Genomic DNA, 24,276 nt, shown 5'->3' with positions numbered 1-24,276 from the left:
TTTATGCTTAAAATGAAAAAGTTGTTCACCTTAATTGTATTTTCATGCTTATTCGTACTTGTCGTTGCTGGGTGCGGAAGTAAAAAAGATGAGGCGAAAGAAACGAATACGAAGCAAGGCGGGGCCGTTGAGCAAATTAAGAAGCGCGGGAAACTAGTAGTTGGGGTGAAGAATGATACGAACTTATTTGGATTGAAAAACCCTTCCACAGGGCAGGTAGAAGGATTTGATGTTGATGTTGCAAAGGCGCTTGCGAAAAAAATCCTCGGAGATGAAAAGAAACTAGAATTAAAAGAAGTAACGTCTAAAACGCGTATTCCACTCCTGAAAAACGGTGACATTGATGCAATTATCGCAACAATGACAATTACGGAAGAACGTAAAAAAGAGGTTGATTTTTCAGATGTATATTTTAAAGCAGGGCAGTCGTTACTCGTGAAAAAAGGGAGCAATATTAAAAGTATTGATGATGTGAAAAAGGGTGTGAAAGTGTTAGCCGTAAAAGGTTCAACATCGACAAATAACATTCGCCAAAAATCACCGGAAGCGACTGTTTTAGAATTTGAAAATTACAGTGAGGCATTTACGGCGTTAAAAGCAGGAAAAGGTGATGTTTTAACGACAGATAATGCAATTCTTTACGGCATGGCAAAACAAGATTCAAATTATGAAGTTGTAGGGAAAATTTTTACGGATGAACCATACGGAATTGCAGTGCAAAAAGGTGCAGATGATTTGACGAAAGAGATTAATAGCTTACTAAAAGATATGAAAGCGAATGGAGAATACGATAAATTGTATGAGAAATGGATTGGTCAAAAACAAGAGAAGTAAAGTGAAACTCTAATTAGTGGGGCTTTATTCTTATTGAAGAGTAAGAGGATGAGGGATGCTCATCCTCTTCTTGTAAAGAAAGAGGGGAGAATATGTGCCTGATTTTTCTATACTAACGAATAACATTGATATGTATTTAGAGGGCTTTAAATATACAGTGATGTCTAGTGTAATTGCATTAATAGGAAGCTTTATTTTAGGAGTAATTTTGGCGGTAATGCGTATTGCACCGATTCGCATTTTAAATTGGTTGGGAGCTGCTATTGTAGAATTTGTAAGAAATATTCCGCTCGTATTAATTGCATTTATATTTTATTTCGCTTTACCTGTAGTAGGAATTACTTTAAATGGTTTTGTAGCAGGAACAGCTACGCTTACCGTATATACGGCAGCTTTTATTGCTGAAGTCATTCGCGCTGGTATTTTATCAGTTGCGAAAGGGCAAATGGAAGCTGCTCGCTCTTCAGGGCTAACGTATGTGCAGGCGATGTATTATGTTGTGTTACCCCAAGCTGTGAAAATTGTAATTCCCCCTTTAGGAAACCAGTTTCTCAATTTAGTTAAAAACTCCTCAATACTTGGAATTATCGCTGGTACGGATTTAATGTATCAAGGAGATTTAATTTCAACGAAGACATTTGTTACGTTCGACGTCTATATATTTGTCGGGATGTTTTATTTAATATTAACAATTCCGCTCAGTATGCTAGTGCGTTATTTAGAAAAACGCTTAGTAAAGGAGGCGGTATAAATGGATTTTAAGGGAGCAATTACAGGAGATCATATTCTCTTTTTATTAAAAGGATTACTTATAACGTTAGAGGTAGCGCTCGTAGCAATTATACTTAGTTTTATTATTGGTAGCGTAATAGGAATATTGCGCTACATGAAAATCCCTGTCGTCTCACAAATATTAGGAATTGTCGTTGAAGTGATTCGAAACTTACCACTACTTTTAATTATATTTTTCACGTATTTTGCACTTCCAGAAGCAGGATTGAAATTAGAAATTATAACAGCTGTAATTGTTGCTTTAACAATATTTGAAGCAGCAATGATATCTGAAATTGTTCGAAGTGGCCTATTATCTATTGAAAAAGGACAGATTGAGGCCGCAAGATCTTCAGGATTAACGTATGTTCAAGCACTTTGGCATATTATTTTACCGCAAGCATTAAGAAGAATGGTCCCGCCGCTTGTTAGTCAGTTTATTTCATTGCTGAAAGATACATCACTAGCAGTCGTTATATCACTGCCAGAGCTTATGCATAATGCTCAAATTATTAGCGGACAAAATGTGAATTATACGATTCCAACGTTTATAGTAGTAGCTTGTATGTATTTTATCGTAAATTATAGTTTATCAATTTTATCGAGAAGGTTAGAACTCCGTTGACTCTTACAATATATGTAAGGGTTTTTTCCTTGTTTCTCCTTATTTTCCTCTAAATAGAATCTAAATCTTGCAATAATTCGATTTTTTATATTATTTTATCAGAAAAGTTTTAATTTTATATAGAAAATGTAATCGCTTTCGTGTATATTTTTATTATCAGAAAATTTTAACAAGATATAGGGGTATTGGTAGGGGGAGGATTTAGATGCAGCAACCAACGAATGAGAAATTACATCGTACGATGAAGAGTAGACATTTATTTATGATCGCACTAGGTGGTGTAATCGGAACTGGTTTTTTCTTAGGTTCAGGTTACACCATTAATCAGGCTGGACCAGGGGGAGCCATCCTTTCATATTTAGTAGGCGGATTTATTATGTATTTAACAATGCTTTGTCTTGGAGAGTTAACGGTAGCAATGCCAGTTTCAGGTTCTTTCCAAAAGTATGCGACGAAGTTTATTGGACCAGGAACAGGCTTTATGATTGGCTGGCTATATTGGCTTGGCTGGGCAGTAACAGTAGGATTAGAATTAACGTCAATCGGTTTAATGATGAAAAGATGGTTTCCGAATGTTGATGTTTGGGTATGGTGCCTTGTATTCGGCGTTATTTTATATGCTTCAAACGCAATTTCGGCGAAAAGTTATGCTGAATTAGAATTTTGGTTCTCTAGTATTAAAGTAATTACAATTCTTGCATTTGTTGTTCTTGGTGGTAGTGCATTATTAGGGTTTATATCATATGACGGAAAAGAAGCAGCACCTCTTTTCTCTAACTTTGTAAGTGATGGTGGATTATTCCCGAATGGACTAGCTGCTGTATTACTTACAATGATTACAGTTAACTTCTCGTTCCAAGGAACAGAGTTAATCGGGATTGCAGCGGGAGAAAGTGAAAATCCAGAAAAAACAATTCCACGTGCGATCCGTAATACAGTATGGCGCATTATGTTATTCTTCATTTTAACAATGACGATTTTAGTAGGATTAATTTCTTGGAAAGAAGCAGGCGTAATTGAAAGTCCATTCGTAGTCGTATTTGATAAAATTGGTATTCCATACGCAGCTGATATTATGAACTTCGTTATTATTACTGCGTTATTATCTGTAGCGAACTCTGGATTATATGCAGCGACGCGTATACTATGGTCACTTGCAAATGAAGGAATGGCACCAACTTCCTTCCAGAAAGTAAATAAGCGTGGTATTCCAATTACAGCGCTAGTTGTAACGATTGCTGTAGCTGGCCTTTCTTTATTCACAAGTTTCCTTGCAGAAGATACAGTATACATGTACTTATTATCTATAGCTGGTTTATCGGCTGTTTCAAGTTGGATCATTATTGCTCTATCGCAACTTCGCTTTAGAAGTCAGTATATAAAAGGCGGAGGAAAGTTAGAGGACTTAAAGTATAGAACACCACTATACCCAATTGTCCCGATTTTAGCCTTAATTACAAATAGCATTGTTGTTATTAGTTTAGCGTTTATTCCTGAACAAAGAATGGCGTTATACTGTGGTATTCCATTTATCATTTTCTGCTATATATATTATTATATTAGTAAGAAACGGCAGAAACCGATGAAAGTGGAGATGGAAAAAACAAATGAAACTAACAATCAAACACGATGATATAGAAGCAGATTTATCGTATGGTCAATTAGCGATTGGAAAAGAAAACGGGTATTCACCGTTACAATTACTCATTTCTTCTATCGCAGGATGTAGTGCAATTGTCTTTCGAACAATTTTAGAAAAGAAACGTATTACATATGATACGTTTACAATCGAAACTGAAATTGGTAGAAGTGAAGCTTTATCGAAGCCAGTTGAAAGTGTTCATTTGCACTATAAAATTAAAGCAGAAAACATTACAGAAGAGCAGCTGGACAAGGCGCTGCAACTTGCAGTGAAAAATTGTACGATTGTTCAATCTGTAAAAGATAGTATAAAGGTTACGGAAACAATTGAATTAATAAAGTGAAACTGTAATCAGTGGGAGTGTTTATCCCCCACTGATTACTAGTTGAACCAATCGGGCTTTTACGGGCAGTTGATCTCCTATTTCACTTCTTTGCTTTACAGCAGAATTTTGAGATAGGGATCTTACTGCCCGTTAATGCGGGATAAAATGAAACATAAAAACGTGAGAATACGGCTCTCACGTTTTTATGTTTTTAATAAAGGGAGAAAGTATGATGGAATGTTTAGGTTGTAAATTAGCAAACGAAGAGGAAAAAATATATAAAATATATGAAGATGACTATGTAACATGTTTTTTAGATCATGAACCTTTCTATACAGGACATACTTTAATTGTGCCAAAGCAACATGTTGTAGAAGTAGACGAATTAGATGATGTTGTAGCAAAATCCATTATGGATGCTTCTAAGCTGATTGCAAAAGCGATTAAGGTATTATATAAACCTGACGGAATTACGATTTGTCAAAATGGTGGAATCTTTAATGAACTTACGCACTATCATATGCATGTTGTACCAAGATATAAAGAGCGTTCATTTGCTGAGTTTTATACGGTACAATCGGGAGAAAAGAAGAATCATAATTTGGAAGAAATAAAGACGTTGTTAAAAGAAGAGATAGAGAAAATACTGCACACTAAAAAGGCGTAAGAGAATTTCTCTTACGCCTTTTTAGTCTTCATACATACTTAAAACTTCTTTCGCACGCATACGTAAACCATCTATCAATTCTGTCGGTTCTAAAACTTTTGCATCTTTTCCGAGTCTATAAAATAAAGGGGTAATAAAATTGATTTCTCCTTTATCAATTGTTGAATTTATATATCCTGTCCCATCCTCGTTTATTATAACGAATTCCTCAAGATAAGGGACGCTTTTACATTGGCGTACGCCTTCTGTTGTCAGTAAAACATGTAACTGAGTAGGGATGTGTACTACGTTAGAGTTAGAGGCAAACCACTCTTCTAAATTCATGAATGTATCCTCATTTTCTTCCGTTGATAATATGGAAAGAATACGATCGATGCGATACAGTAATACTTTTTTTCTACTGAAGTCATAGGACGGTAAATACCATAGCCCGTCATGAGCATATACACCGATAGGATGAACGTGTTTTGTTTTTAACCCCGATTTAGATTCGTATTGAAAGTGTAAATTTTTATTTTCAATAGCCGCGGTTAACACTTCGTTTAAAAGAGGTGTATCAATTGTGCGCTTAGGATTCCAAAAAGCGATGTAAGAACGTATTTTATCAACTTTCGTTTTTGCATCATGTTGTAGGGAGCTATACAGTTTATGTGTAACGGAATTGATTTCTGTGTTAAAAGGTAAGTCGCGATAGTAACTTAAAGATTGAAAAGCAAAAAAGATAGAGACTGCTTCTTCTTCCGTAAATAAAATAGGCGGAATTACTCTATTCGTTAATACTTTATAGCCGCCGTTACGACCTTGTTCTGCGTAAATGGGCAACCCCATATCACTTAAATCTAAAATGTATCTATGGACAGTACGAACGGAGATATTAAATTCATCAGCTATTTCTTGCGCTGTAAATGTCTTTTTGGCAGAAGCAAATATAAGAATATCTAATAAGCGTTTAGCTTTTGACAAATGTATCACCTTTTTTCTTTTTAACATGACATAAATTGTCATGTTTTATTGTTAGTATATTGTTTACATCATATGTTATCAAGATGAGATGCAAGGAGGAAAAGATATGTCACGTGAAATAGTTTTATTTATTGCGGCGAGCTTAGATGGATATATTGCGAAAGAAAATGATGATTTAGAGTGGTTAATGGAAACAGAAGGAGAGGGAGATAACGGTTATACAGAAATGTATGAAACAATTGATACAATAATTATGGGAAAGAAAACGTACGACTATGTAGTAGAGCATACGGAAACATTCCCGTACTTAGATAAATCATGTTATGTTTTTTCTCGTTCAGAAAAAGGTTCAGACGGAAACGTAGAGTTTGTAAATGAAGATGTAGTGGAGTTTACAAAAAGGTTAAAAGCAAAAGAAGGATCTAAAATATGGATGGTTGGTGGAGGAGAGCTACTGAGAGAATTCTTTAAGAATAATCTAATTGATGAATATGTTGTTACGATTACACCGCATATATTAGGTTCTGGAGTTCCGTTATTTCAAGACAAGAACCCAGAAATTAATTTAACTTTGACGGATACGAAACGTTTTGGGCAATTTGTAAATTTATATTATAAAGTAAAATGATAAAGTGAAACTTTAATCAGTGGGGGTTTTGTTCATCTCCCACTGATTATTAGTTGAACCAATCGGGCTTTTACGGGCAGTTGATCCCCCACCTAACTTCTTTGCTTCCGCTGAATTTTGATGTAGGGGTCTTACTGCCCGTTAATGCGGGATAAAGAAACACGACTACTGATGGTAGTCGTGTTTCTTTACAGATGGTAATGAAATGATAAAACAAGATCCATGATCAACTTCACTCGTGACAGTAATCGTCCCGCCGTGTAGCTCTACAATTTCTTTCACGATAGATAGTCCTAAACCAGTTCCACCTGTAGCTCGTGATCTTGCTTTATCGACACGGTAAAAGCGGTCAAAAATGTGAGGGAGGTCTTCAGGTGGAATACCTTCGCCTTCATCTTCAATTGCAATGGAAATATGTTTATGTTCTTCTGTAACAGAAATGTTTATATGAGAATGCTCTTTTGAATGTCTATAAGCGTTATTTAAAATATTCACCACAACTTGTTCGAATCGTTGTTCATCTAAGTTTACTAGCAGTGTAGGAGGACAAGAGAAAGAAACTTTACTGTACCTTTCTTTATACATGGCGTTTACTTTTTCACATATACGCGTAAGGAAGGTGTGTAAATGCACTTCCTTTACTTGAATAGAAAAGTTATGTTGTTCCATTTGTGCAAGTGAAAATAAATCTTGAACTAAGTTTGTAATGTAATCAGACTCATCTTTTATAATTGATAAATATCGCAAACGTTGTTCAGAAGGGGTGCTTTCTTTTAAAGCAATGTCAGCATAACCTCTTACGTATGTTAACGGTGTTCGTAATTCGTGAGCAACACTTGCTAGAAATTCACTTCGCTCTGTTTTCATATAATGCAAATCATTTGCGAGCGTTTGAATAGATGATGCCAGTTCACCAATTTCATCATTACGAGTAGTCGTTAACGAAACGGACAAATCGCCTTTACTCATTTTTTCAGTTGCATGTTTCATGTGTAACAATGGTTTTGTTAATAAACGTGATAATAGGAAAATTGTGATGACTGTGAGTAGAAATGTGATGGCACCAGCAATAATGAATTGTTTCGTTAATCCATTAACTAACTTTTCAATTGATTCTGTTCCAAGAAACATGTACACATAGCCTTCATGTTTTCCATCTACTACAATGGGGCTAACTGTACATATATAATTAGATGTTTTCCAATGATTTTCTATAATCGCTCCATTATGGTCTGTTCGAGTTTGCATTTTACTAATATGATCGTTTATAGTCGTGTTTATTTCGTTAGATTTAGCTAGTATTTCTTTATTTGCATTTGTAATAACGACAGTTGTTTCAGCTTCAGATTCCATTAATGCTACGTGAGAGATGGTTTGCTCATCGTAATATTTTTCAAGTACATCTCGATGACTATTTCCTCGCTTTAATAAAGCTGTCATTTCTTCATTTACTCTAGTGTTTACAAGACTATAATAGAGCAAAATAAAGAGAACACTTTCAATTAAAAGTGTAACAATTAAAAAATAAAATCCGAATTGAATTGAAATTCGTTTCATCGTTTTGCCCCTTACTGTTCAGTATCAATCCATCGATAACCTATTCCATACACGGTTTTTAAATGATGATCAATAGGAAAATTTGCTTTTCGCAATTTATCACGTAAATTACGAATATGTGAATCGACTGTGCGATCTTCTGTATTTGTGTTTAATCCCCAAATTCGTTCGATGAGCTGATCACGGTTTAATACGTAGTTCACATGGCGTAAAAATAATCCGAGTAAAGAAAATTCAATTGGTGTGAGAAGGAGTTCTTCATTATGGACAGAAACGAAGTGTTTTGTTTCATCCCATACAATACCGTGATATTGGATTTGTTTATGTTCATTTGTACGTCTTAAAACGGCTTCAATTCTTGCGAAAAGTTCTTCTTCATGGAAAGGTTTCGTTACGTAATCATCGGCTCCAATTTTTAATCCTTGAACGACATCTACTGTTTGATCACGAGCTGTAACCATAATAATAGGAATGTTACTAAAAGATCGGATTTTTTTGCACGTTTCCCATCCGTCCATCTTTGGCATCATAATATCGAGTAAAACAAATTTAAAGTTTCGATTTTCTATATGTAAAATAGCTTCTTCTCCTGAAGTCGCACATACGCAGTTATATCCAATTGGTGTAAGATAAAGCGTTAATAATTCAAGCATTCTCGGTTCATCGTCTACGAGCAGTATATCAATCATAGAGAGCCCTCCATATTTATAATCGTTACTTAAAGTGTAATGCAAAATCATGAAGAAATGGTGCAGATTATGATGTGTCTGCATAATTTCTTCAGAATTGCTTGTTATTGTGGAGTTGAAATTACATTTTAGGTAATCATATTGGCTCAAAAATGATTAATACGGAGGCGGTATAGTGAAAAAAATGACCCGAATTTTTGGGATAACAATAATTACAGCAGTTGGTCTTGCTGCATGCGGACAAACGAATACAGACCATAAAAACCATGAATCTACAAAAGAGAAGAAAACAGAACAAAAGGAAATGAAAATGAATCAGGAGGTAACGGCGCCAAAAGAAATGAACCAAGGTGCATCTAATGATTTATTAACGACAAGTTTAAAAAATGTAACGAGATTAAACACAAATGATCCTTCGCAAATGGCAGTATTAACTTCGCAAACGATATGGCCAGCAACTCATAAGGAGAACCAGCCAGGTGCTGTTATTTTAGTACCAGCAAGCGAGTGGCAATTAGGTATTGCGAGTGCAGATCTTATTCATCATCCGAATAACGGGCCGATTTTATTTATAGAAAAAGAAAAGATACCGGAAATGACGTTAAAAGAAATAAAACGATTAAATCCAATCGGAACGAAAGATGGAACACAAATTATGGTGATGGGAGATGTAGGTACTAGCGCGCTTGAACAATTAAAAGGTTATAAAGTAAAACAAATAAAAGAAACGGACCCAGCTATATTTGCGAAGGATGTTGATAAGGAGTATGCCGATATAACAGGAAGCTACCCAAATAGTGTTATTATCGGTTCGTCTGCAGAAGAAGGACGTTTATATACAACCCCCGCTGTAAATTGGATTTCTCATATGCCGGAACCACTACTCTATACAGAAAAGAATAAAGTGCCAGAAGCGACAATAGAGGCACTAAAAATGAGAAAAGATAAAGCAAATATATATGTATTAGGGCCAGAAAAAATTGTTTCAAAAGAAGTAGAAAAAGAGCTAAGCAAATACGGGAAAGTAACGCGTATTAGTGGAGAGACCCCTACAGAAAACTCGATTGCGTTCGCTAAATTTAAAGATGAAAAAACAAAATTTGGCTGGGGATTCACAAAAGGTGGTCACGGTTTATCATTTGTTTCAAATAAAACACCAGATTTAGCAGTTGCTGGGGCACCTTTTTCACATATGGGTAAACATGCACCTGTTGTATTATTAGAAGAAGGTAAAGCTTCACAACCAGTGTATGACTTTCTTGCAAGCATTCAGCCGAAGTTCAAAGATGATCCAACAATTGGACCATATAATCACGGTTTCTTATTAGGAAGTACGAGTGATATTTCATTTGAAACACAAGGAATACTAGATGAGAGGTTAGAAATTGCTCAGGAAAGTGGTCAAGGACACGGTGGACATTAATGAAATGAGCAAAGACGCTACTGATATAGCGTCTTTTTTTATTTTCCTCGACAAAATATGACAAAAAAGTTGTAACTGTTTCTGTTATGATAGTTTCGGAAATCTTACATTTTACATAATCGGAGGAAAAGAAATGTATAAAAAATTGGGTACTATTGCTTTAACAGGTGCACTTGCTTTTAGTTTAGCTGCTTGTGGTGAAACTGAAGTTAAAGAAGTGAGTAAAAACGATGCTCCTAAACAGGCTGAAAAGAAAGATAAAAAGGAAAAAGCTGAAAGCAAGATTTATAAAATTGGAGATACGGTAGAAGTTAATGGCCTACAACTTACTTTCAGTTCAGCTAAATTCGTTGAGCCTAACGAATACGTAAAAGCTGAAAAAGGGAAAGTACTAGAAATCGCTTTTAATGCTAAAAATAATGGCAAAAAAGATATATATTTTGGAACTTCTGAATTAAAAATTGCTGATACTAACGGCAACCAATTCAAAGAGTACTTTGGTGGGGAAAATACGTTTATAAACGAAAATATTGCGCCAGGTAACCAAATTACAAACAAAATGTTATTTGATGTACCAGAAGGCGATAAGTTTGTTGGTACATTTAAACCTACATTTACATTTGACGAGAAATCAGTGAAATTTGAATTTGAAGTTGCTAAATAAGGAGAGATTAAAATGAAAAGAACAGCTGAATTTGTATTAGGTCTTATTGGAGGTATTTTTGGTATTATTTGTGCATTTGTTGCTTTATTGATCGGCGGTATGGGAGCTGCTTTTGAAGCTGATGGAGCGAATACTGTTATTGGTTTAGGTTGGGGAGCTGTGGCTCTATCAATCTTAGGAATTGTTGGATCTGTTATGGTAAGAAGTAAAGCGAAGGTTGGCGGTATTATGATGACTGTGGCTGCTATCGGTGGATTTATTTGTATTTCTATAATTTACTTATTACCAGGTGTATTACTATTAATCGGTGGGTTAATGGGTATATTCCGTAAGAATAAAGCAACTGTATCTGCATAAAATGAGCACTCGAAAGAGTGCTCTTACTATTTTCATTAAATTAGCATAAACTCCTCTAATCCTAAACGATCCAAACTAAACCTGATATATGAAGTGTAAATATCTATAGAACTTTAAATGAATTCCCTTGGTAGCTAATATCTTGATCCTTGGATTATTCAATTAAATGAACTGAATTACATGTGCATTTTTCATCCATCCAAACAAAGTTCTCTTCATTTGACATACTGTAGAATCCGAAATCATTGTACGTTAAATCAACAATAGGTGATAGTATATTTAAAGTTTCCTAAAAAAGAAGCTACGAAGGTAACATCTTTTTCTTTAGGAAACTTTTACATAGCAAAAAATCTTCTACTCGTTATATAATATCCTTCGTGCAGTCGGCTAGATTTTCTTATGGAGAAAATCAAATTATAAAGGAGTAGAGGAGTGGTATTTTGTTTCAAACGATAAAAAATGACTGGTTTTCTAATGTGAGAGGGGACGTGTTATCAGGAATTGTCGTTGCTTTAGCGTTAATCCCTGAAGCGATAGCCTTCTCTGTTATTGCAGGCGTGGATCCGACAGTTGGACTATACGCAGCCTTTTGTATTGCAGTTACCATTTCATTTGTTGGCGGAAGAACTGGAATGATTTCAGCTGCAACAGGTGCAATGGCATTATTAATGGTAACGCTTGTTAAAGATCATGGTTTGCAATATTTATTTGCTACAACAATATTAACAGGTATTGTCCAAATTATTTTTGGCGTGTTCAAACTGAGCTCATTTATGAAGTTTGTTCCGAAATCTGTTATGAGTGGTTTTTTAAATTCACTTGGAATTTTAGTTTTTACAGCGCAATTGCCACATTTTAAAAATGCAAATTGGCAAATGTATGCACTCGTTGTATTAGGACTTGCAATTATATATTTATTTCCACGTATTACAACGGTTGTACCTTCTACGCTTATTTCAATTATTATTGTGACGAGTATTGCACTTATGAGCGGATTACAGTTGAAAACAGTAGGAGATATGGGAAGCCTGCCGAAAGAATTACCGTTCTTTAGTATTCCTGACGTGCCTTTTACACTTGAGACATTAGGGATTATTTTACCGTATGCAGTTATGCTTGCAATTATCGGTTTACTAGAATCATTATTAACAGCTTCAGTTTTAGATGATATGACGCATACGGAAAGTAATAAGCATAAAGAGGCACGCGGACAAGGGATCGCAAACATTGTTGCTGGTTTCTTCGGAGGAATGGCAGGTTGTGCAATGATCGGTCAATCTGTTATTAATATTAAATCAGGTGGACGAGGTCGCCTATCAACATTTGTAGCGGGCGGATTTTTAATCGTATTACTATTCGTTTTAGGAGATTATGTCGTTCATATTCCGATGGCAGCTTTAGTTGCAGTTATGATTATGGTTTCAATCGGAACGTTTGATTGGAACTCTGTAACAACAATTCATAAAGTACCAAAAGGAAACTCATTTGTTATGATCGTAACAGTTGTGATTGTCCTAATTACACATAATTTAGCATTAGGTGTAATTATCGGAACAGTAATTAGTGCAGTTTTATTTGCATTCAATATGGCAAAGATTCACGTGAAACATTTATATATTGAAAATAAGAAAATATACGAAATTCACGGTCAACTTTTCTTTGCATCTACAGCCGATTTCATAACTAATTTTTCATTTAATGAAGATGTAAAAGAAATTGAAATGAATTTTACTCATGCGCACGTATGGGATGATTCAGCAGTGGCATCAATTGATAAAGTTATCATGAAGTATGAACAAAGTGGTGTGAAAGTAAGTATAACAGGATTAAATGAACGTAGCTCAAAACTTGTTGCAAATTTAGCTACTTATAATAAAAGAATTGCTAGTTAAAAGCCTCCTTTTTAGGGGGCTTTATTATATAATACGAGTAGGATAACGAAAAGGGGATTCAGCATATGTACAAACAAATTATATTAGCATGTGACGGTTCTGAACATGCACTTCGAGCAGCGGAACATGCAACATATATTGCAAAATGTAGCGAAGAAACAAATGTTGAAGTTGTGTACGTAGTAGATAATAGAACGGCAAAATCAGATATTATACAAGGTCAAACAGATTTAGAAACAATATCAGCTAGTCGAAAAGATAAATTAAAAGAGATTGAAGGTTTATTAAAGAAAGAGAACATTTCTTATACAATTACGATATTACATGGTGATCCTGGAGATACAATTGTTCAATATGTAAATACAGGAGATATAGATCTTGTCATTGCTGGAAGTAGAGGGCTCAATACACTGCAAGAAATGGTGCTGGGAAGTGTAAGTCATAAAATAGCAAAGCGTGTGAAATGTCCAGTGATGATTGTAAAATGAAATAGAATGTAACGAAGATCTTAGTATAACTGAGGTCTTTTTTTATGTATAAATGACTCTTATTTGTGGAAATACTAGATATATAAGTTGAAAAGATGTTAACTTACAAATTTGTAAGTTAGTTGTTAGAGAAATCGATGTTATGAAATTTTTCCCATTGGTAAAATAAAAGTATCAAAAGGGAGATAGGGAGGATGGAAGCAATGAAATCATTTCAAAATTTGTCATATAGCCAAGGTGTCAGTCTTATTTGTTTAGGGGGATTTGCTGCATCTGTTACGTTAGCTGTTTTAATAAAGGTGTTTCATCAAATCTTTTAATCTTATAGTAGGGAAGGAATTGGTTGTTATCATTAGTAGGAACAGCAATGAAAATAAAAAATAGCTCTTAGCATGTATGTAAATGCTAAGAGCTATTTTTATGGTTGTTATATATTATTTAAGCTTGTTTTGATTTTACTGACCCTGTATTTAAAGTAAGAGCAAGGAAGAACATTGCAAGTACGCAAGATGCAAGTAATAAGATGAATCCGCCATCCCATCCGAATGCATCTACGATAAAGCCCATAGCTGCACTAGCGAAAGCTGCTCCGCCTAAGTAACCGAAGAATCCAGTTAAGCCTGCTGCAGTTCCAGCAGCTTTCTTTGGTGCTAAATCTAGAGCGTGTAGACCAATTAACATAACCGGTCCGTAAATTAAAAATCCAATTGCGACAAGTGCGATACTATCAACCATTGGATTACCAGGAGGGTTTAACCAGTAAACAAGAACTGCTATAAATACACCAACCATAAATAAAATACCAGCAGGTGCACGACGTCCTTTAAATAGTTTATCACTCATCCATCCGCAAAGAAGTGTACCTGGAATACCAGCCCATTCATATAGAGCGTAAGCAGTACGTGAGCTACTATGAGTAAAGCTTTTTTCTTCTACTAAATAAGTAGGAGCCCAGTCTACAACGCCGTAACGTACGAAATATACGAAAACGTTCGCAATAGCGATGTACCATAAAAACTTATTGTTTAATACGTATTTAAATAAAATTTCCTTTACTGAAAGCTCGCGTTCGCGATCTTTTACTTTTTCATCTGGTGGATATTCCCCAGTATGTTCTTCAATAGAAGGTAGTCCGCAAGATTGAGGCGTATCTTTCATCGTAATTAATACATAAATACCAACTAAAATTGAAAGAATACCTGGGAAGTAAAAAATACTTTTCCAGTCATCTGCGAAGAAGTATAAGCCTAATGTTACAAGGGAAGGCATAAGCGCTCCGCCAACATTATGAGCGACGTTCCAAATGGACATTTTTGTACCACGTTCGCTAATAGAGAACCAGTGAACCATCGTACGACCACAAGGAGGCCATCCCATACCTTGTACCCATCCATTTAAAAACTGAAGTACAAACATAAGTATAATGCTCGTTGTAATGAAAGAAAATGAGCCGAAAATAATATTAATGATACCTGATAAAAATAGCCCAGCTGCTAAAAAGTAGCGAGGATTACAACGATCGGATACGATACCCATAAGAAATTTACTTAATCCGTAAGCAATAGAAACTGCTGAAAGGATAACCCCAAGTTCCCCTTTACTAAAGCCTTGCTCGATTAAGTATGGCATTGCTAGTGAAAAGTTTTTTCGAACAAAGTAGTAACCTGCATAACCGATGAAGATACCTAAGAATACTTGTAAACGTAATTTACGGTATTCGCTATCAACGCGATCAGCTGGTAAGCGTTCCGCGTGGGGCGCAGGTTTAAATAATTGTGTGAAAAACATAAAATGAAAATCCTCCCCTAATTAATTCGAAGCGTTTTAAGACAGAGAACATAAAAAGGCCATGAAATATAAAAAAGTTTCCTTTTTTATGATTCATAGCCGTGTACTCCGTTTCTCCGTGACTGTCAATATTAACTTCGTCGAAAATTATACAACTTTGTGACAAAAATGTAAACGTTTTTATGAATAAAAGTATTGACGGATTTTATTCGTGGGATTAATATTTAAATACATTAAATATTTTATTGTTTAAATAAGAGGTGGATAACATGCCAAATGATATGACGCATATCGATAAAATTCAAGCTCTTGCCTTTTCGATTGGAAAGAAAAGGCAAACGGAGTTATTAGAACAAATGCAAGCGACAGGACTTACACCACCGCAGTTTTATATTTTAAAGATTCTAGATCATTATGGGGCTTCAAGAGCGACAACATTAGCGAAAAAGATGTATGTGAAGCCTAGCGCGATTACAGTGATGATTGATCGTCTAATCGATCAAGAACTTGTAGAACGCTATCACGACAAAGATGACCGTCGCGTTGTCATCATCGAGTTAACGAAAAAGGGGAAAGCTAGAGTAGAAGAGGCAATGACAGCTCGTAACGAGCATATTGCAAAATACTTTTCACATTTAGAGTTGCAAGAAAGAGAAGATTTATTACGTCTCTTTGAGAAGTTAGAAACCATTATTTGCGGGACACAAGAGAAAAAAGAGAATAACTAAGAGGAATTGAGGAGATTACATGGAGCAACAAGAAAATCAAAATAGAAAGTTGTTGTTAATCGGTTTAATTATCGCGATGCTATTTGCTGCATTAGATGGAACAATTGTCGGTACAGCAATGCCACGTATCGTCGGTGACCTAGGTGGATTAAGCTTAATGACATGGTTAACAACAGCTTATATGTTAACATCAACGACAGTTGTACCAATTGCAGGTAAATTAGCTGATTTACTTGGTCGTCGTAACGTATATATAACAGGGCTAGTTATTTTCATGATTGGTTCGGCGTTATGTGGTATGGCAAATGGTATGACAGAATTAATTATTTTCCGTGGTATTCAAGGTCTTGGTGGCGGTATTATGATGCCAATGGCTATGATTATTATTGGAGATATGTTCACGGGAAAAGAACGTGCGAAATGGCAAGGTATTTTTGGGGCGTTATACGGCCTTGCTTCTGTAATTGGACCACAAGTTGGTGGTTGGATTGTAGATGCAGTGAACTGGAGATGGGTATTCTACATTAACTTACCGGTTGGTATTTTAGCAACAATCTTTATTGCAATGGGATTAAAATCACATAAACAAACAGGACCAATTAAAATTGATATCGCTGGAATCTTTACGATGATTCTCGGTGTTGTAAGTTTATTACTTGCGCTAACGTTTGGCGGAAAAGATTATGCATGGGATTCTTGGCAAATTATCGGTTTATTTGCACTAGCTGTAATTGGTATCGTTAGCTTTGTTATCGTTGAAACGAAAGCTGAAGAGCCAATTTTACCAATGCACTTCTTTAAAAATCGCACATTTACAATACTGAATGCGATTGGATTCTTTATGAGTATTGGAATGTTCGGTGCGATTATGTTCGTACCATTCTTCATGCAAGGGATTGTAGGAGTAAGTGCTGCTGAATCAGGAACAATTATGACTCCAATGATGATTACAATGATTGTGATGAGTATTATCGGTGGGCAACTTGTATTAAAAGTTGGTGTAAAACCACAAATTATCGCAGGTATGCTTATTATGGCCGGTGGTTTCTGGTTATTAACAACGATGGATATGCACACAACGAAGCTTACAGCTACTTCTTATATGATGGTTATCGGTTTAGGAATGGGTCTTGTAATGCCTACATTAACATTAGCGTTACAAGAAAGCTTCCCGAAAAAAGACCTTGGTGTCGTAACGTCATCAAGTCAATTCTTCCGACAAATCGGTGGTACATTTGGTATTACAATTTTAGGGTCAATTATGAATAACACTTCAGGTACGACATTAACAAAAAATTTAGTACCTGTATTAGATACATTCCCGAAAGAAGCGGGACAAATGGTAACGAAATTTAAAGATATGATTCACACAGATCCACAAGGTTTATATTCAATGCTATTTAGCCCAGAGGCATTAAAACAAATGCCAGAAGCGTTCGCTAACAGCATTGTACCTATTTTGAAAAACTCTTTAGTAGACTCGCTTCATACTGTATTCTTAACAGGATTAGTATTTATCGTAGTAGGTGCCATCTTTACGATTTTCTTACAAAAAATTAAATTATCAGATCGTAAAAAAGATGCTAAAGAGCCTGTTGTAGAAGAAAAAGAAAAAACTGTATCATACTCGTAATGAAGAAGCATCGCCTTATGGCGGTGCTTTTTTGAGTATAACCTTAAAAGCTTTTTAGTGAGAAATGATTGACGTATTTTTAGAAATACGTTATATTATTTTCTGTAAACGGTTACATGAAATGAGGAGAAAAGAGAATGAGTACGATCAAAGACGTTGCGAAATTAGCGGGAGTATCTGTTGCGACCGTTTCCAGAGTTCTAAATAAAAATGGATATGTTCACGAAGATACATTAAAAAAGGTAGAACGTGCAATTGAGATGTTAGATTATAAGCCTAGTACAGTAGCGCGTTCACTGTATAATAAAAAGTCTCGTTTAATTGGCTTAGTTGTTCCAAATATCGTGAATCCATTCTTTCCGGAAGTTGCACGTGCCGTAGAAGATGTAGCACATAAACAAGGTTACACAGTTGTCCTTTGTAACTCTGATGAAAGTTTAGAAAAAGAGAAACAATATATTGATGTACTTAGACAAAATAATGTAGATGGATTTATTGTAGCAACGAATCCACAAAATAGTGTTAATTACATGAATTTATCTGTTCCAGTTGTTGCGATTGACCGTATGTTTAATGAGCGTATTCCTACTGTATATGCAGATAACTATGCAGGAAGTCAGGCTGCGACAAAGTTGTTACTAGATAAAGGATGTAAACATATTGCACATATTCGCGGTCCACGTGATGTGAGTACTGCAAATGAACGTTTTGAAGGTTTTGTAGACGTTATTACGCAAAATAATCTTTCGTATATGATTGCAGAGAGTACGTTTGATCCAGCAAATAGTGAGCGTGTAGCGATGGAATTATTAGAAGAATACCCGCATATTGATGGTATTGTCGCTGGGAATGATTTAATTGCGATCGGTATTGTAAAGGCGGCACTTCAAAAGGGGATTGCCATTCCAGATGATTTACAAATTATCGGATTTGATGGCATTTCTTTAACGGAAATGATGTATCCATCTATTACGACAGTTGCACAACCGATATATGAAATGGGGAAAATTGCAACAGAGTTGTTGTTAGAGCAAATGGAAGGAAATACATTAGAAGAGAAACATTATCGTTTGCCGATTGAAATTATAGAACGAAATACAACGAAGTAAGGAGATGAAACAGATGCCAAATATTGCAGTAGTAGGAAGCATTTCAATGGACTTAGTGGCTGTTTCAAAAAAACGCCCGAAAGCAGGAGAAACAGTAATTGGTGAAGCGTTTCATACAATCCCAGGAGGGAAAGGGGCAAACCAAGCAGTTGCTGCAGCTAGGTTAGGAGCAAATGTAGCAATGGTTGGAGCGGTAGGAAATGATGATTATGGAACAGTAGTTAGAAAAAATCTGGAGAACGAACGCATTTTTATCGATTATGTGGTACCGGTTACAGATGGAACGACAGGAATTGCTCATATCGTTTTAGCAGAAGAAGATAACAGTATTGTTGTCGTACAAGGGGCAAATGCTCTTGTAAATAAGTCAGTTGTAGATCGCTCCAAAGACCTTCTTGTAAAAGCGGATATGGTTGTTCTTCAACTAGAAATTCCACTTGAAACAGTAAAATATGTATTGGCTATTTGTGAGGAACATAATATTCCTGTTATGTTAAATCCAGCGCCAGCACAAGTTTTATCAGAAGACATTTTAGAAAAGGCAACTTATATTACGCCAAATGAACATGAGTGCCGCATCGTATTAGATGATTTTACATCACCAATTGAAGATTTATTGGCGAAGTATCCCAATAAATTATTGATGACAGAAGGTTCTAACGGTGTTCGTTTCCATAATGGCACGGAGATTGTACATGTTCCTAGCATTGCTGTTGATGTAGTGGATACAACTGGAGCTGGTGATACATTTAATGGTGCGTTAGCAGTTGCACTTTCTGAAGGAGAGACACTTCAAAAAGCAATTCGTTTCGCGAATATTGCCGGTGGTCTTTCTGTAACGAAACTTGGAGCACAGGGCGGTATGCCAACGAGAGATCGAGTACGTGAAGTGCAGGTGATTGTTGGATGAAAAAGCATGGTGTATTAAATAGTGAAATCGCGGCAGTCCTTGCTTCACTTGGGCATACAGATACGGTTGTAATTGCTGATTGCGGGTTACCGATTCCGGATGGAGTAAAACGAATTGATTTAGCTGTTGAGATTGGAAAACCGAGTTTTTTAGAAGTGTTACAAGTTGTAGCTGATGATATGGCAATCGAAAAAGTGACGTTAGCAGAAGAAGTCATTATAAATAATGCGGCAGTAAATAAAGAGATCGAGCAGAAATTAACAGAGCCAGCATTTGAGTATGTATCTCATGAGCAATTTAAAGAGCATACAAAGAAAGCGAAGGCGATTATTCGTACAGGCGAGGCTACGCCTTATGCAAATGTAATTTTACATGCAGGCGTGATTTTTTAATAAAGGGAAGTGATGGGAATGCATATTGAAATGAAAAACATTTCAAAGGCGTTCAATGGAAATCCTGTTCTGAAGAATGCACAGTTTATGATTGAAACAGGAGAAGTCCATGCATTGATGGGGGAAAATGGAGCGGGTAAATCAACGCTCATGAAGATTTTAACAGGTGTATACAAAAAAGATGGTGGGACAATCACAATTGATGGGCAAGAGCGCACCTTTAAAAATGCGAAAGAAGCTGAAGAGTACGGCATCGCATTTATACATCAAGAACTAAACATATTGCCGAATTTAACAGTAGCTGAAAATATGTTTCTCGGTAAAGAGTTAATGTATGGGAAAACAGGTATTTTACGCACTCGACAAATGAACGCGATTGCGCAGCAGCAACTAGCGGAGTTAGGGTTGCATGTAAGAGGCGCTATGTTAGCAGAGGAATTATCGGTTGGACAACAGCAAATTATCGAAATTGCGAAAGCATTAATGACAAACGCGAGCGTTATTATTATGGATGAACCTACTGCGGCACTGACGGATCGTGAAATCGAAACGCTCTTTACAGTAATCAATAAGTTACGTAAAGAAGGTGTTTCATTCGTGTACATTTCGCATCGTATGGAAGAGATTTTCTCAATATGTGATGCTATTACGATTTTGCGTGATGGAGAATACGTGGGAAAGAGATTAATTCCAGAAACATCATTTGATGAAGTAGTGAGTATGATGGTGGGGCGCAGCATTGGTGAACGTTACCCAGAGCGAAATAGTCAAATTGGTGATGTCATTTTTGAAATGCGTAACGGAACGAAGAAAGGGAAATTTGAAAATGTTTCGTTTCAAGTGAGGAAAGGTGAAATCCTTGGTGTAGCTGGTTTGATGGGGGCTGGTCGCACTGATATTATGAAAGCGATATTTGGTTATGAACCTTTAGACTCTGGACAAATTTTTATAAATGGACAAGAAGTAAAGATTGATAGTCCAATAGATGCAATTAGACAAAGAATTGCTTTCATTACAGAAGATAGAAAGTCTGAAGGATTAGTGTTAGATTTTTCAATTCGAGAAAATTTAGCTTTACCGAATTTAGAAAGTCTTTCAAAGGGAAGTGTTCTAAGCAACGAGCTAGAACAACAGTTTACAGAGGATATGATGAAGCTTCTTAATGTGAAAGCATCTAGCGGAGAGCAGGCAGTGAAATCTCTTTCTGGTGGAAATCAGCAAAAGATTGTAATCGCAAAATGGCTAGGCATTCATCCGCAATTACTCATTTTAGATGAGCCAACAAGGGGTGTTGATGTTGGAGCGAAAAAAGAAATTTACTCTATTATGAATAAGCTTACAGAGCAAGGCGATGCCGTTATTATGGTATCATCTGAGCTTCCGGAAGTTTTAGGGATGAGTGATCGAGTTCTTGTTATTCATGAAGGAAAAGTCGGCGGAATTTTAGGGAAAGATGAGGCATCACAAGAGTCTATTATGGCACTAGCTACAGGGGGAGAGTAAGGATGGCTAAGAAGGGGAATGTATTACAACAACTTGGTTCTTTAATCGGTTTAGTATTAATTATCGTCGTAATTACAGCTTTAAATCCAGCGTTTATTGAAATTCCAAATTTATTTAATATACTGCGTCAAGTATCGATTAATGCGCTTATTGCATTCGGAATGACCTTCGTAATTTTAACAGGGGGTATTGACTTATCGGTAGGTTCTATTTTAGCATTATCAAGTGCACTTGTTGCTGGAATGATGGCAAGTGGCATGGATCCGTTCCTTGCAATGGCAGTTGGACTATTAGCAGGTCTTGTAATGGGAATTGTAAACGGTATCATCATTGCGAAAGGAAAAGTAGCTCCATTTATTGCAACTTTAGCAACAATGACTATTTTTCGTGGGTTGACGCTTGTTTATATGGACGGACGTCCGATCACTGGTCTTGGTGATCATTTAATGTTCCAAATGTTTGGCCGCGGTTATTTTCTTGGTATTCCGGTACCAGCTGTTACAATGATGATCGCTTTCGCAGTACTGTACTTCATTTTGAAGAAAACGACATTTGGCCGTCGTACATTTGCAATTGGTGGAAATGAAGAAGTAGCAGCACTATCAGGTATTAATGTTACGAGAATTAAAGTAATGATTTACGGTCTTTCCGGAATTTTGGCAGCGCTTGCAGGTATTGTCTTAACATCACGATTAGATTCTGCACAGCCGACTGCAGGTACTTCTTACGAATTAGATGCAATTGCAGCAGTTGTATTAGGTGGAACAAGTCTTTCTGGGGGAAGAGGATGGATTGTTGGTACATTCATCGGTGTACTTATTATTGGTGTACTAAATAACGGTTTAAATTTATTAGGTGTATCTTCTTTCTTCCAACAAGTTGTAAAAGGACTTGTAATCTTACTAGCTGTATTAATTGATCGCAGAAAAGAAGCGTAATGGAGGGACAGTTCATGAAGAAATGGTTACTTATACTCGTTGCATGTATTATGGTCGTTACTGCTGGTTGTTCAATGGAACCACCAGAATGGGCAAAGGATTCTAGCGATAAAGGTCGAAATAAAACTATTAAAGTTGGATTCTCTGTTTCAACTTTAAATAATCCCTTCTTTGTAACTTTGAAAAAGGGGGCAGAAAAGAAAGCGAAAGATAGTGGCATCGAATTGATTGCTGTTGATGCGCAAAATGATGCAGCAAAGCAAACGAACGATGTTGAAGATTTGATTCAAAAGGGTGTCGATGTAGTTGTTATTAATCCGACCGATTCAGATGCTGTTGCTTCAGCAGTAAGTGCAGCAAACGCAGCCAATGTTCCTGTTATTACAGTAGACCGCGTTGCGAATTCAGGTAAGGTTGTTTCTCACATTGCCTCTAATAATATCGAAGGTGGTCAAATGGCTAGTGATTACATTCGTGAATTAGTCGGCGAAGGAGCAAACGTTGCTGAGTTAGAAGGAATCCCTGGATCCTCTGCCGCTCGTGAACGTGGGAAAGGATTCCATAACGTAGCCGATAAGTCTTTAAAAGTAGTTGCCAAACAAGCGGCTGATTTTGATAGAGCGAAAGGATTATCTGTTATGGAAAACATTTTGCAAGCAAATAGCGATATTAAAGCCGTATTTGCTCATAACGACGAGATGGCATTAGGTGCACTTGAAGCGTTGAAGGCTGCTGGAAAAACAGATGTAGTAGTTGTTGGATTTGATGCAACAGAAGATGCTGTGAAAGCGGTTAACGATGGGCGTATGGCTGCAACAGTCGCTCAAAAACCAGAATTAATCGGAGAGAAGGCGATGCAAACAGCAAAAGAGATAACACAAGGTAAAAAAGTGGACAAATCTATTCCGATTGAATTAGAGCTTATTAAGAAAAATAAATAAATATAAAATGAAAATTAGGAAGGAAGAACAACAAATGAAATTCTTTATTGATACAGCAAACATTAACGAAATTAAAGAGGCAAATGCATTAGGGGTATTAGCTGGAGTAACGACAAATCCATCACTTGTAGCAAAAGAAGGCGTAGATTTTCACGAGCGCATTCGTGAAATTTGCAACGTTGTAGAAGGTCCTGTAAGTGCAGAAGTAATTAGCTTAGAAGCTGATAAAATGATTGAAGAAGGAAAAGAATTAGCGAAAATTGCTCCAAACGTTGTTGTAAAAGTTCCAATGACAACAGAAGGTTTAAAAGCAGTAAAAGCATTCTCTGACTTAGGAATTCGTACAAACGTTACATTAGTATTCTCAGCAGTTCAAGCGTTACTTGCAGCTCGTGCTGGTGCAACATACGTTTCACCATTCTTAGGTCGCTTAGACGATATCGGTCATAACGGTATGGACTTAATTCGTCAAATCGCAGAAATCTTTGCGATTCATGGCATCGAAACAGAAATCATTGCAGCATCTGTACGTCACAGTGTTCACGTAACTGACGCAGCATTAAACGGTGCACATATTGCAACAATCCCAGCAAACGTAATTGCTTCATTAGTGAAGCACCCATTAACAGATCAAGGAATTGAGAAATTCTTAGCTGATTGGGAAAAAACACAAGAGAAATAATAGAAAAGCAAGAATCCTAGTTTAATTGACTAGGATTCTTTTTTATTTAAAAGAATTTTCATGCAATTTTGCATATTGTCTTTTAAATTTGTTATATAAGATATTTAATATATATCACATAACTCTT

Annotated in this window: 26 protein-coding genes; 22 read left to right on the top strand and 4 right to left on the bottom strand. The window is 36.2% G+C overall.

The window, feature by feature from the left end:
* The first annotated feature begins 3 nt into the window (after nt 1–3).
* From glnH to HMAS_RS24945, 6 genes are all read left to right on the top strand, one after another.
* Nucleotides 4–834 carry a glutamine ABC transporter substrate-binding protein GlnH gene (glnH, locus tag HMAS_RS24970; RefSeq protein ID WP_000916488.1) on the top strand — a complete coding sequence of 277 codons (831 nt, stop codon included), beginning with the start codon at nt 4–6 and terminating at the stop codon, nt 832–834.
* 94 nt (nt 835–928) lie between these two features.
* Nucleotides 929–1,585, top strand: a complete 657-nt coding sequence (locus tag HMAS_RS24965) for an amino acid ABC transporter permease (protein WP_116345078.1) — start codon at nt 929–931, stop codon at nt 1,583–1,585.
* The gene (locus HMAS_RS24960) at nt 1,586–2,230 is read left to right on the top strand and encodes an amino acid ABC transporter permease (RefSeq protein ID WP_000345965.1); all 645 of its coding nucleotides are present in this window, start codon (nt 1,586–1,588) and stop codon (nt 2,228–2,230) included.
* Nucleotides 2,231–2,435: 205 nt separating this feature from the next.
* A complete protein-coding gene (locus HMAS_RS24955; protein ID WP_001187097.1) occupies nt 2,436–3,863 on the top strand; it encodes an amino acid permease in 1,428 nt (475 codons plus the stop codon).
* Complete coding sequence (locus HMAS_RS24950) at nt 3,838–4,215, top strand: OsmC family protein (protein WP_000778831.1); 378 nt, start codon at nt 3,838–3,840, stop codon at nt 4,213–4,215. The genes HMAS_RS24955 and HMAS_RS24950 overlap by 26 nt, the downstream gene beginning before the upstream one ends.
* 187 nt (nt 4,216–4,402) lie before the next feature.
* Nucleotides 4,403–4,864 (top strand): HIT family protein, encoded by a 462-nt coding sequence (locus HMAS_RS24945; protein ID WP_162840096.1) that lies wholly within the window; start codon nt 4,403–4,405, stop codon nt 4,862–4,864.
* A gap of 21 nt (nt 4,865–4,885) precedes the next feature.
* Here HMAS_RS24945 and HMAS_RS24940 read toward each other — a convergent pair whose 3' ends face one another.
* A complete protein-coding gene (locus HMAS_RS24940) occupies nt 4,886–5,869 on the bottom strand; it encodes a helix-turn-helix transcriptional regulator (RefSeq protein ID WP_171009799.1) in 984 nt (327 codons plus the stop codon).
* A 64-nt stretch (nt 5,870–5,933) separates the two neighbouring features.
* Here HMAS_RS24940 and HMAS_RS24935 point away from each other — a divergent pair, with 64 nt between their 5' ends.
* A complete protein-coding gene (locus HMAS_RS24935; RefSeq protein ID WP_000085783.1) occupies nt 5,934–6,455 on the top strand; it encodes a dihydrofolate reductase family protein in 522 nt (173 codons plus the stop codon).
* A 165-nt stretch (nt 6,456–6,620) separates the two neighbouring features.
* On the opposite strand, the gene HMAS_RS24930 is transcribed toward HMAS_RS24935, so the two are convergent.
* Both HMAS_RS24930 and HMAS_RS24925 read right to left on the bottom strand, forming a co-directional pair.
* On the bottom strand, nt 6,621–8,012 hold the full coding sequence (locus tag HMAS_RS24930; RefSeq protein WP_006918010.1) for a sensor histidine kinase: 1,392 nt from the start codon (nt 8,010–8,012) through the stop codon (nt 6,621–6,623).
* Nucleotides 8,013–8,023: 11 nt separating this feature from the next.
* Nucleotides 8,024–8,701 (bottom strand): response regulator transcription factor, encoded by a 678-nt coding sequence (locus HMAS_RS24925; RefSeq protein ID WP_006918011.1) that lies wholly within the window; start codon nt 8,699–8,701, stop codon nt 8,024–8,026.
* 175 nt (nt 8,702–8,876) lie between these two features.
* Here HMAS_RS24925 and HMAS_RS24920 point away from each other — a divergent pair, with 175 nt between their 5' ends.
* The 6 genes from HMAS_RS24920 (at nt 8,877) to HMAS_RS24895 (ending at nt 13,845) form a co-directional block, all read left to right on the top strand.
* The gene (locus HMAS_RS24920) at nt 8,877–10,124 is read left to right on the top strand and encodes a hypothetical protein (protein WP_000738879.1); all 1,248 of its coding nucleotides are present in this window, start codon (nt 8,877–8,879) and stop codon (nt 10,122–10,124) included.
* Nucleotides 10,125–10,257: 133 nt separating this feature from the next.
* Nucleotides 10,258–10,788: a DUF4352 domain-containing protein gene (locus HMAS_RS24915; RefSeq protein WP_000277056.1), complete on the top strand. Its 531-nt coding sequence runs from the start codon at nt 10,258–10,260 to the stop codon at nt 10,786–10,788.
* Nucleotides 10,789–10,800: 12 nt separating this feature from the next.
* Entirely contained in the window at nt 10,801–11,145 is a 345-nt protein-coding gene (locus HMAS_RS24910) for a DUF4064 domain-containing protein (RefSeq protein ID WP_025710086.1), read from the top strand.
* A gap of 440 nt (nt 11,146–11,585) precedes the next feature.
* Nucleotides 11,586–13,037 carry a SulP family inorganic anion transporter gene (locus tag HMAS_RS24905; protein ID WP_025710085.1) on the top strand — a complete coding sequence of 484 codons (1,452 nt, stop codon included), beginning with the start codon at nt 11,586–11,588 and terminating at the stop codon, nt 13,035–13,037.
* A gap of 65 nt (nt 13,038–13,102) precedes the next feature.
* A complete protein-coding gene (locus tag HMAS_RS24900) occupies nt 13,103–13,525 on the top strand; it encodes a universal stress protein (RefSeq protein ID WP_000277999.1) in 423 nt (140 codons plus the stop codon).
* A 203-nt stretch (nt 13,526–13,728) separates the two neighbouring features.
* Nucleotides 13,729–13,845, top strand: a complete 117-nt coding sequence (locus HMAS_RS24895; RefSeq protein ID WP_000834733.1) for a DUF4027 family protein — start codon at nt 13,729–13,731, stop codon at nt 13,843–13,845.
* A 118-nt stretch (nt 13,846–13,963) separates the two neighbouring features.
* On the opposite strand, the gene glpT is transcribed toward HMAS_RS24895, so the two are convergent.
* Nucleotides 13,964–15,313 carry a glycerol-3-phosphate transporter gene (glpT, locus tag HMAS_RS24890; RefSeq protein WP_000466385.1) on the bottom strand — a complete coding sequence of 450 codons (1,350 nt, stop codon included), beginning with the start codon at nt 15,311–15,313 and terminating at the stop codon, nt 13,964–13,966.
* Between the two features lie 269 nt (nt 15,314–15,582).
* Here glpT and HMAS_RS24885 point away from each other — a divergent pair, with 269 nt between their 5' ends.
* The 9 genes from HMAS_RS24885 (at nt 15,583) to fsa (ending at nt 24,149) form a co-directional block, all read left to right on the top strand.
* Nucleotides 15,583–16,041 (top strand): MarR family winged helix-turn-helix transcriptional regulator, encoded by a 459-nt coding sequence (locus HMAS_RS24885; RefSeq protein WP_116345077.1) that lies wholly within the window; start codon nt 15,583–15,585, stop codon nt 16,039–16,041.
* Between the two features lie 19 nt (nt 16,042–16,060).
* Nucleotides 16,061–17,674, top strand: coding sequence for an MDR family MFS transporter (locus HMAS_RS24880; RefSeq protein WP_000437641.1), 1,614 nt, complete (start codon nt 16,061–16,063; stop codon nt 17,672–17,674).
* Nucleotides 17,675–17,811: 137 nt separating this feature from the next.
* On the top strand, nt 17,812–18,783 hold the full coding sequence (gene rbsR, locus HMAS_RS24875; RefSeq protein ID WP_000104047.1) for a ribose operon transcriptional repressor RbsR: 972 nt from the start codon (nt 17,812–17,814) through the stop codon (nt 18,781–18,783).
* 13 nt (nt 18,784–18,796) lie between these two features.
* Nucleotides 18,797–19,693: a ribokinase gene (gene rbsK / locus HMAS_RS24870; protein WP_001132860.1), complete on the top strand. Its 897-nt coding sequence runs from the start codon at nt 18,797–18,799 to the stop codon at nt 19,691–19,693.
* Complete coding sequence (rbsD, locus tag HMAS_RS24865; RefSeq protein ID WP_000716150.1) at nt 19,690–20,085, top strand: D-ribose pyranase; 396 nt, start codon at nt 19,690–19,692, stop codon at nt 20,083–20,085. The genes rbsK and rbsD overlap by 4 nt, the downstream gene beginning before the upstream one ends.
* 18 nt (nt 20,086–20,103) lie before the next feature.
* On the top strand, nt 20,104–21,588 hold the full coding sequence (gene rbsA, locus HMAS_RS24860) for a ribose ABC transporter ATP-binding protein RbsA (protein WP_002163845.1): 1,485 nt from the start codon (nt 20,104–20,106) through the stop codon (nt 21,586–21,588).
* A gap of 2 nt (nt 21,589–21,590) precedes the next feature.
* The gene (locus HMAS_RS24855) at nt 21,591–22,526 is read left to right on the top strand and encodes an ABC transporter permease subunit (protein ID WP_116345075.1); all 936 of its coding nucleotides are present in this window, start codon (nt 21,591–21,593) and stop codon (nt 22,524–22,526) included.
* A 14-nt stretch (nt 22,527–22,540) separates the two neighbouring features.
* A complete protein-coding gene (rbsB, locus tag HMAS_RS24850) occupies nt 22,541–23,467 on the top strand; it encodes a ribose ABC transporter substrate-binding protein RbsB (protein WP_025710083.1) in 927 nt (308 codons plus the stop codon).
* Nucleotides 23,468–23,501: 34 nt separating this feature from the next.
* Nucleotides 23,502–24,149, top strand: a complete 648-nt coding sequence (gene fsa, locus HMAS_RS24845) for a fructose-6-phosphate aldolase (protein WP_000667661.1) — start codon at nt 23,502–23,504, stop codon at nt 24,147–24,149.
* The last annotated feature ends 127 nt before the right edge of the window (nt 24,150–24,276 follow it).

The organism is Bacillus sp. HMA207, assembly GCF_003402455.1.
GTDB lineage: Bacteria > Bacillota > Bacilli > Bacillales > Bacillaceae_G > Bacillus_A > Bacillus_A cereus.
This window is presented reverse-complemented; position numbering and strand designations above follow the sequence as displayed.

Coding starts and splice junctions, on each gene's coding strand:
- HMAS_RS24935 (WP_000085783.1), top strand. CDS start 5,934: ATGTCACGTGAAATAGTTTTATTTATTGCGGCGAGCTTAGATGGATAT.
- fsa (WP_000667661.1), top strand. CDS start 23,502: ATGAAATTCTTTATTGATACAGCAAACATTAACGAAATTAAAGAGGCA.
- HMAS_RS24955 (WP_001187097.1), top strand. CDS start 2,436: ATGCAGCAACCAACGAATGAGAAATTACATCGTACGATGAAGAGTAGA.
- HMAS_RS24925 (WP_006918011.1), bottom strand. CDS start 8,701: ATGATTGATATACTGCTCGTAGACGATGAACCGAGAATGCTTGAATTA.
- HMAS_RS24940 (WP_171009799.1), bottom strand. CDS start 5,869: ATGACAATTTATGTCATGTTAAAAAGAAAAAAGGTGATACATTTGTCA.
- rbsB (WP_025710083.1), top strand. CDS start 22,541: ATGAAGAAATGGTTACTTATACTCGTTGCATGTATTATGGTCGTTACT.
- HMAS_RS24885 (WP_116345077.1), top strand. CDS start 15,583: ATGCCAAATGATATGACGCATATCGATAAAATTCAAGCTCTTGCCTTT.
- HMAS_RS24855 (WP_116345075.1), top strand. CDS start 21,591: ATGGCTAAGAAGGGGAATGTATTACAACAACTTGGTTCTTTAATCGGT.
- HMAS_RS24910 (WP_025710086.1), top strand. CDS start 10,801: ATGAAAAGAACAGCTGAATTTGTATTAGGTCTTATTGGAGGTATTTTT.
- HMAS_RS24880 (WP_000437641.1), top strand. CDS start 16,061: ATGGAGCAACAAGAAAATCAAAATAGAAAGTTGTTGTTAATCGGTTTA.
- rbsA (WP_002163845.1), top strand. CDS start 20,104: ATGCATATTGAAATGAAAAACATTTCAAAGGCGTTCAATGGAAATCCT.
- HMAS_RS24960 (WP_000345965.1), top strand. CDS start 1,586: ATGGATTTTAAGGGAGCAATTACAGGAGATCATATTCTCTTTTTATTA.
- rbsD (WP_000716150.1), top strand. CDS start 19,690: ATGAAAAAGCATGGTGTATTAAATAGTGAAATCGCGGCAGTCCTTGCT.
- rbsR (WP_000104047.1), top strand. CDS start 17,812: ATGAGTACGATCAAAGACGTTGCGAAATTAGCGGGAGTATCTGTTGCG.
- HMAS_RS24895 (WP_000834733.1), top strand. CDS start 13,729: ATGAAATCATTTCAAAATTTGTCATATAGCCAAGGTGTCAGTCTTATT.
- glnH (WP_000916488.1), top strand. CDS start 4: ATGCTTAAAATGAAAAAGTTGTTCACCTTAATTGTATTTTCATGCTTA.
- rbsK (WP_001132860.1), top strand. CDS start 18,797: ATGCCAAATATTGCAGTAGTAGGAAGCATTTCAATGGACTTAGTGGCT.
- HMAS_RS24900 (WP_000277999.1), top strand. CDS start 13,103: ATGTACAAACAAATTATATTAGCATGTGACGGTTCTGAACATGCACTT.
- glpT (WP_000466385.1), bottom strand. CDS start 15,313: ATGTTTTTCACACAATTATTTAAACCTGCGCCCCACGCGGAACGCTTA.
- HMAS_RS24915 (WP_000277056.1), top strand. CDS start 10,258: ATGTATAAAAAATTGGGTACTATTGCTTTAACAGGTGCACTTGCTTTT.
- HMAS_RS24950 (WP_000778831.1), top strand. CDS start 3,838: ATGAAACTAACAATCAAACACGATGATATAGAAGCAGATTTATCGTAT.
- HMAS_RS24930 (WP_006918010.1), bottom strand. CDS start 8,012: ATGAAACGAATTTCAATTCAATTCGGATTTTATTTTTTAATTGTTACA.
- HMAS_RS24945 (WP_162840096.1), top strand. CDS start 4,403: ATGTTTTTAATAAAGGGAGAAAGTATGATGGAATGTTTAGGTTGTAAA.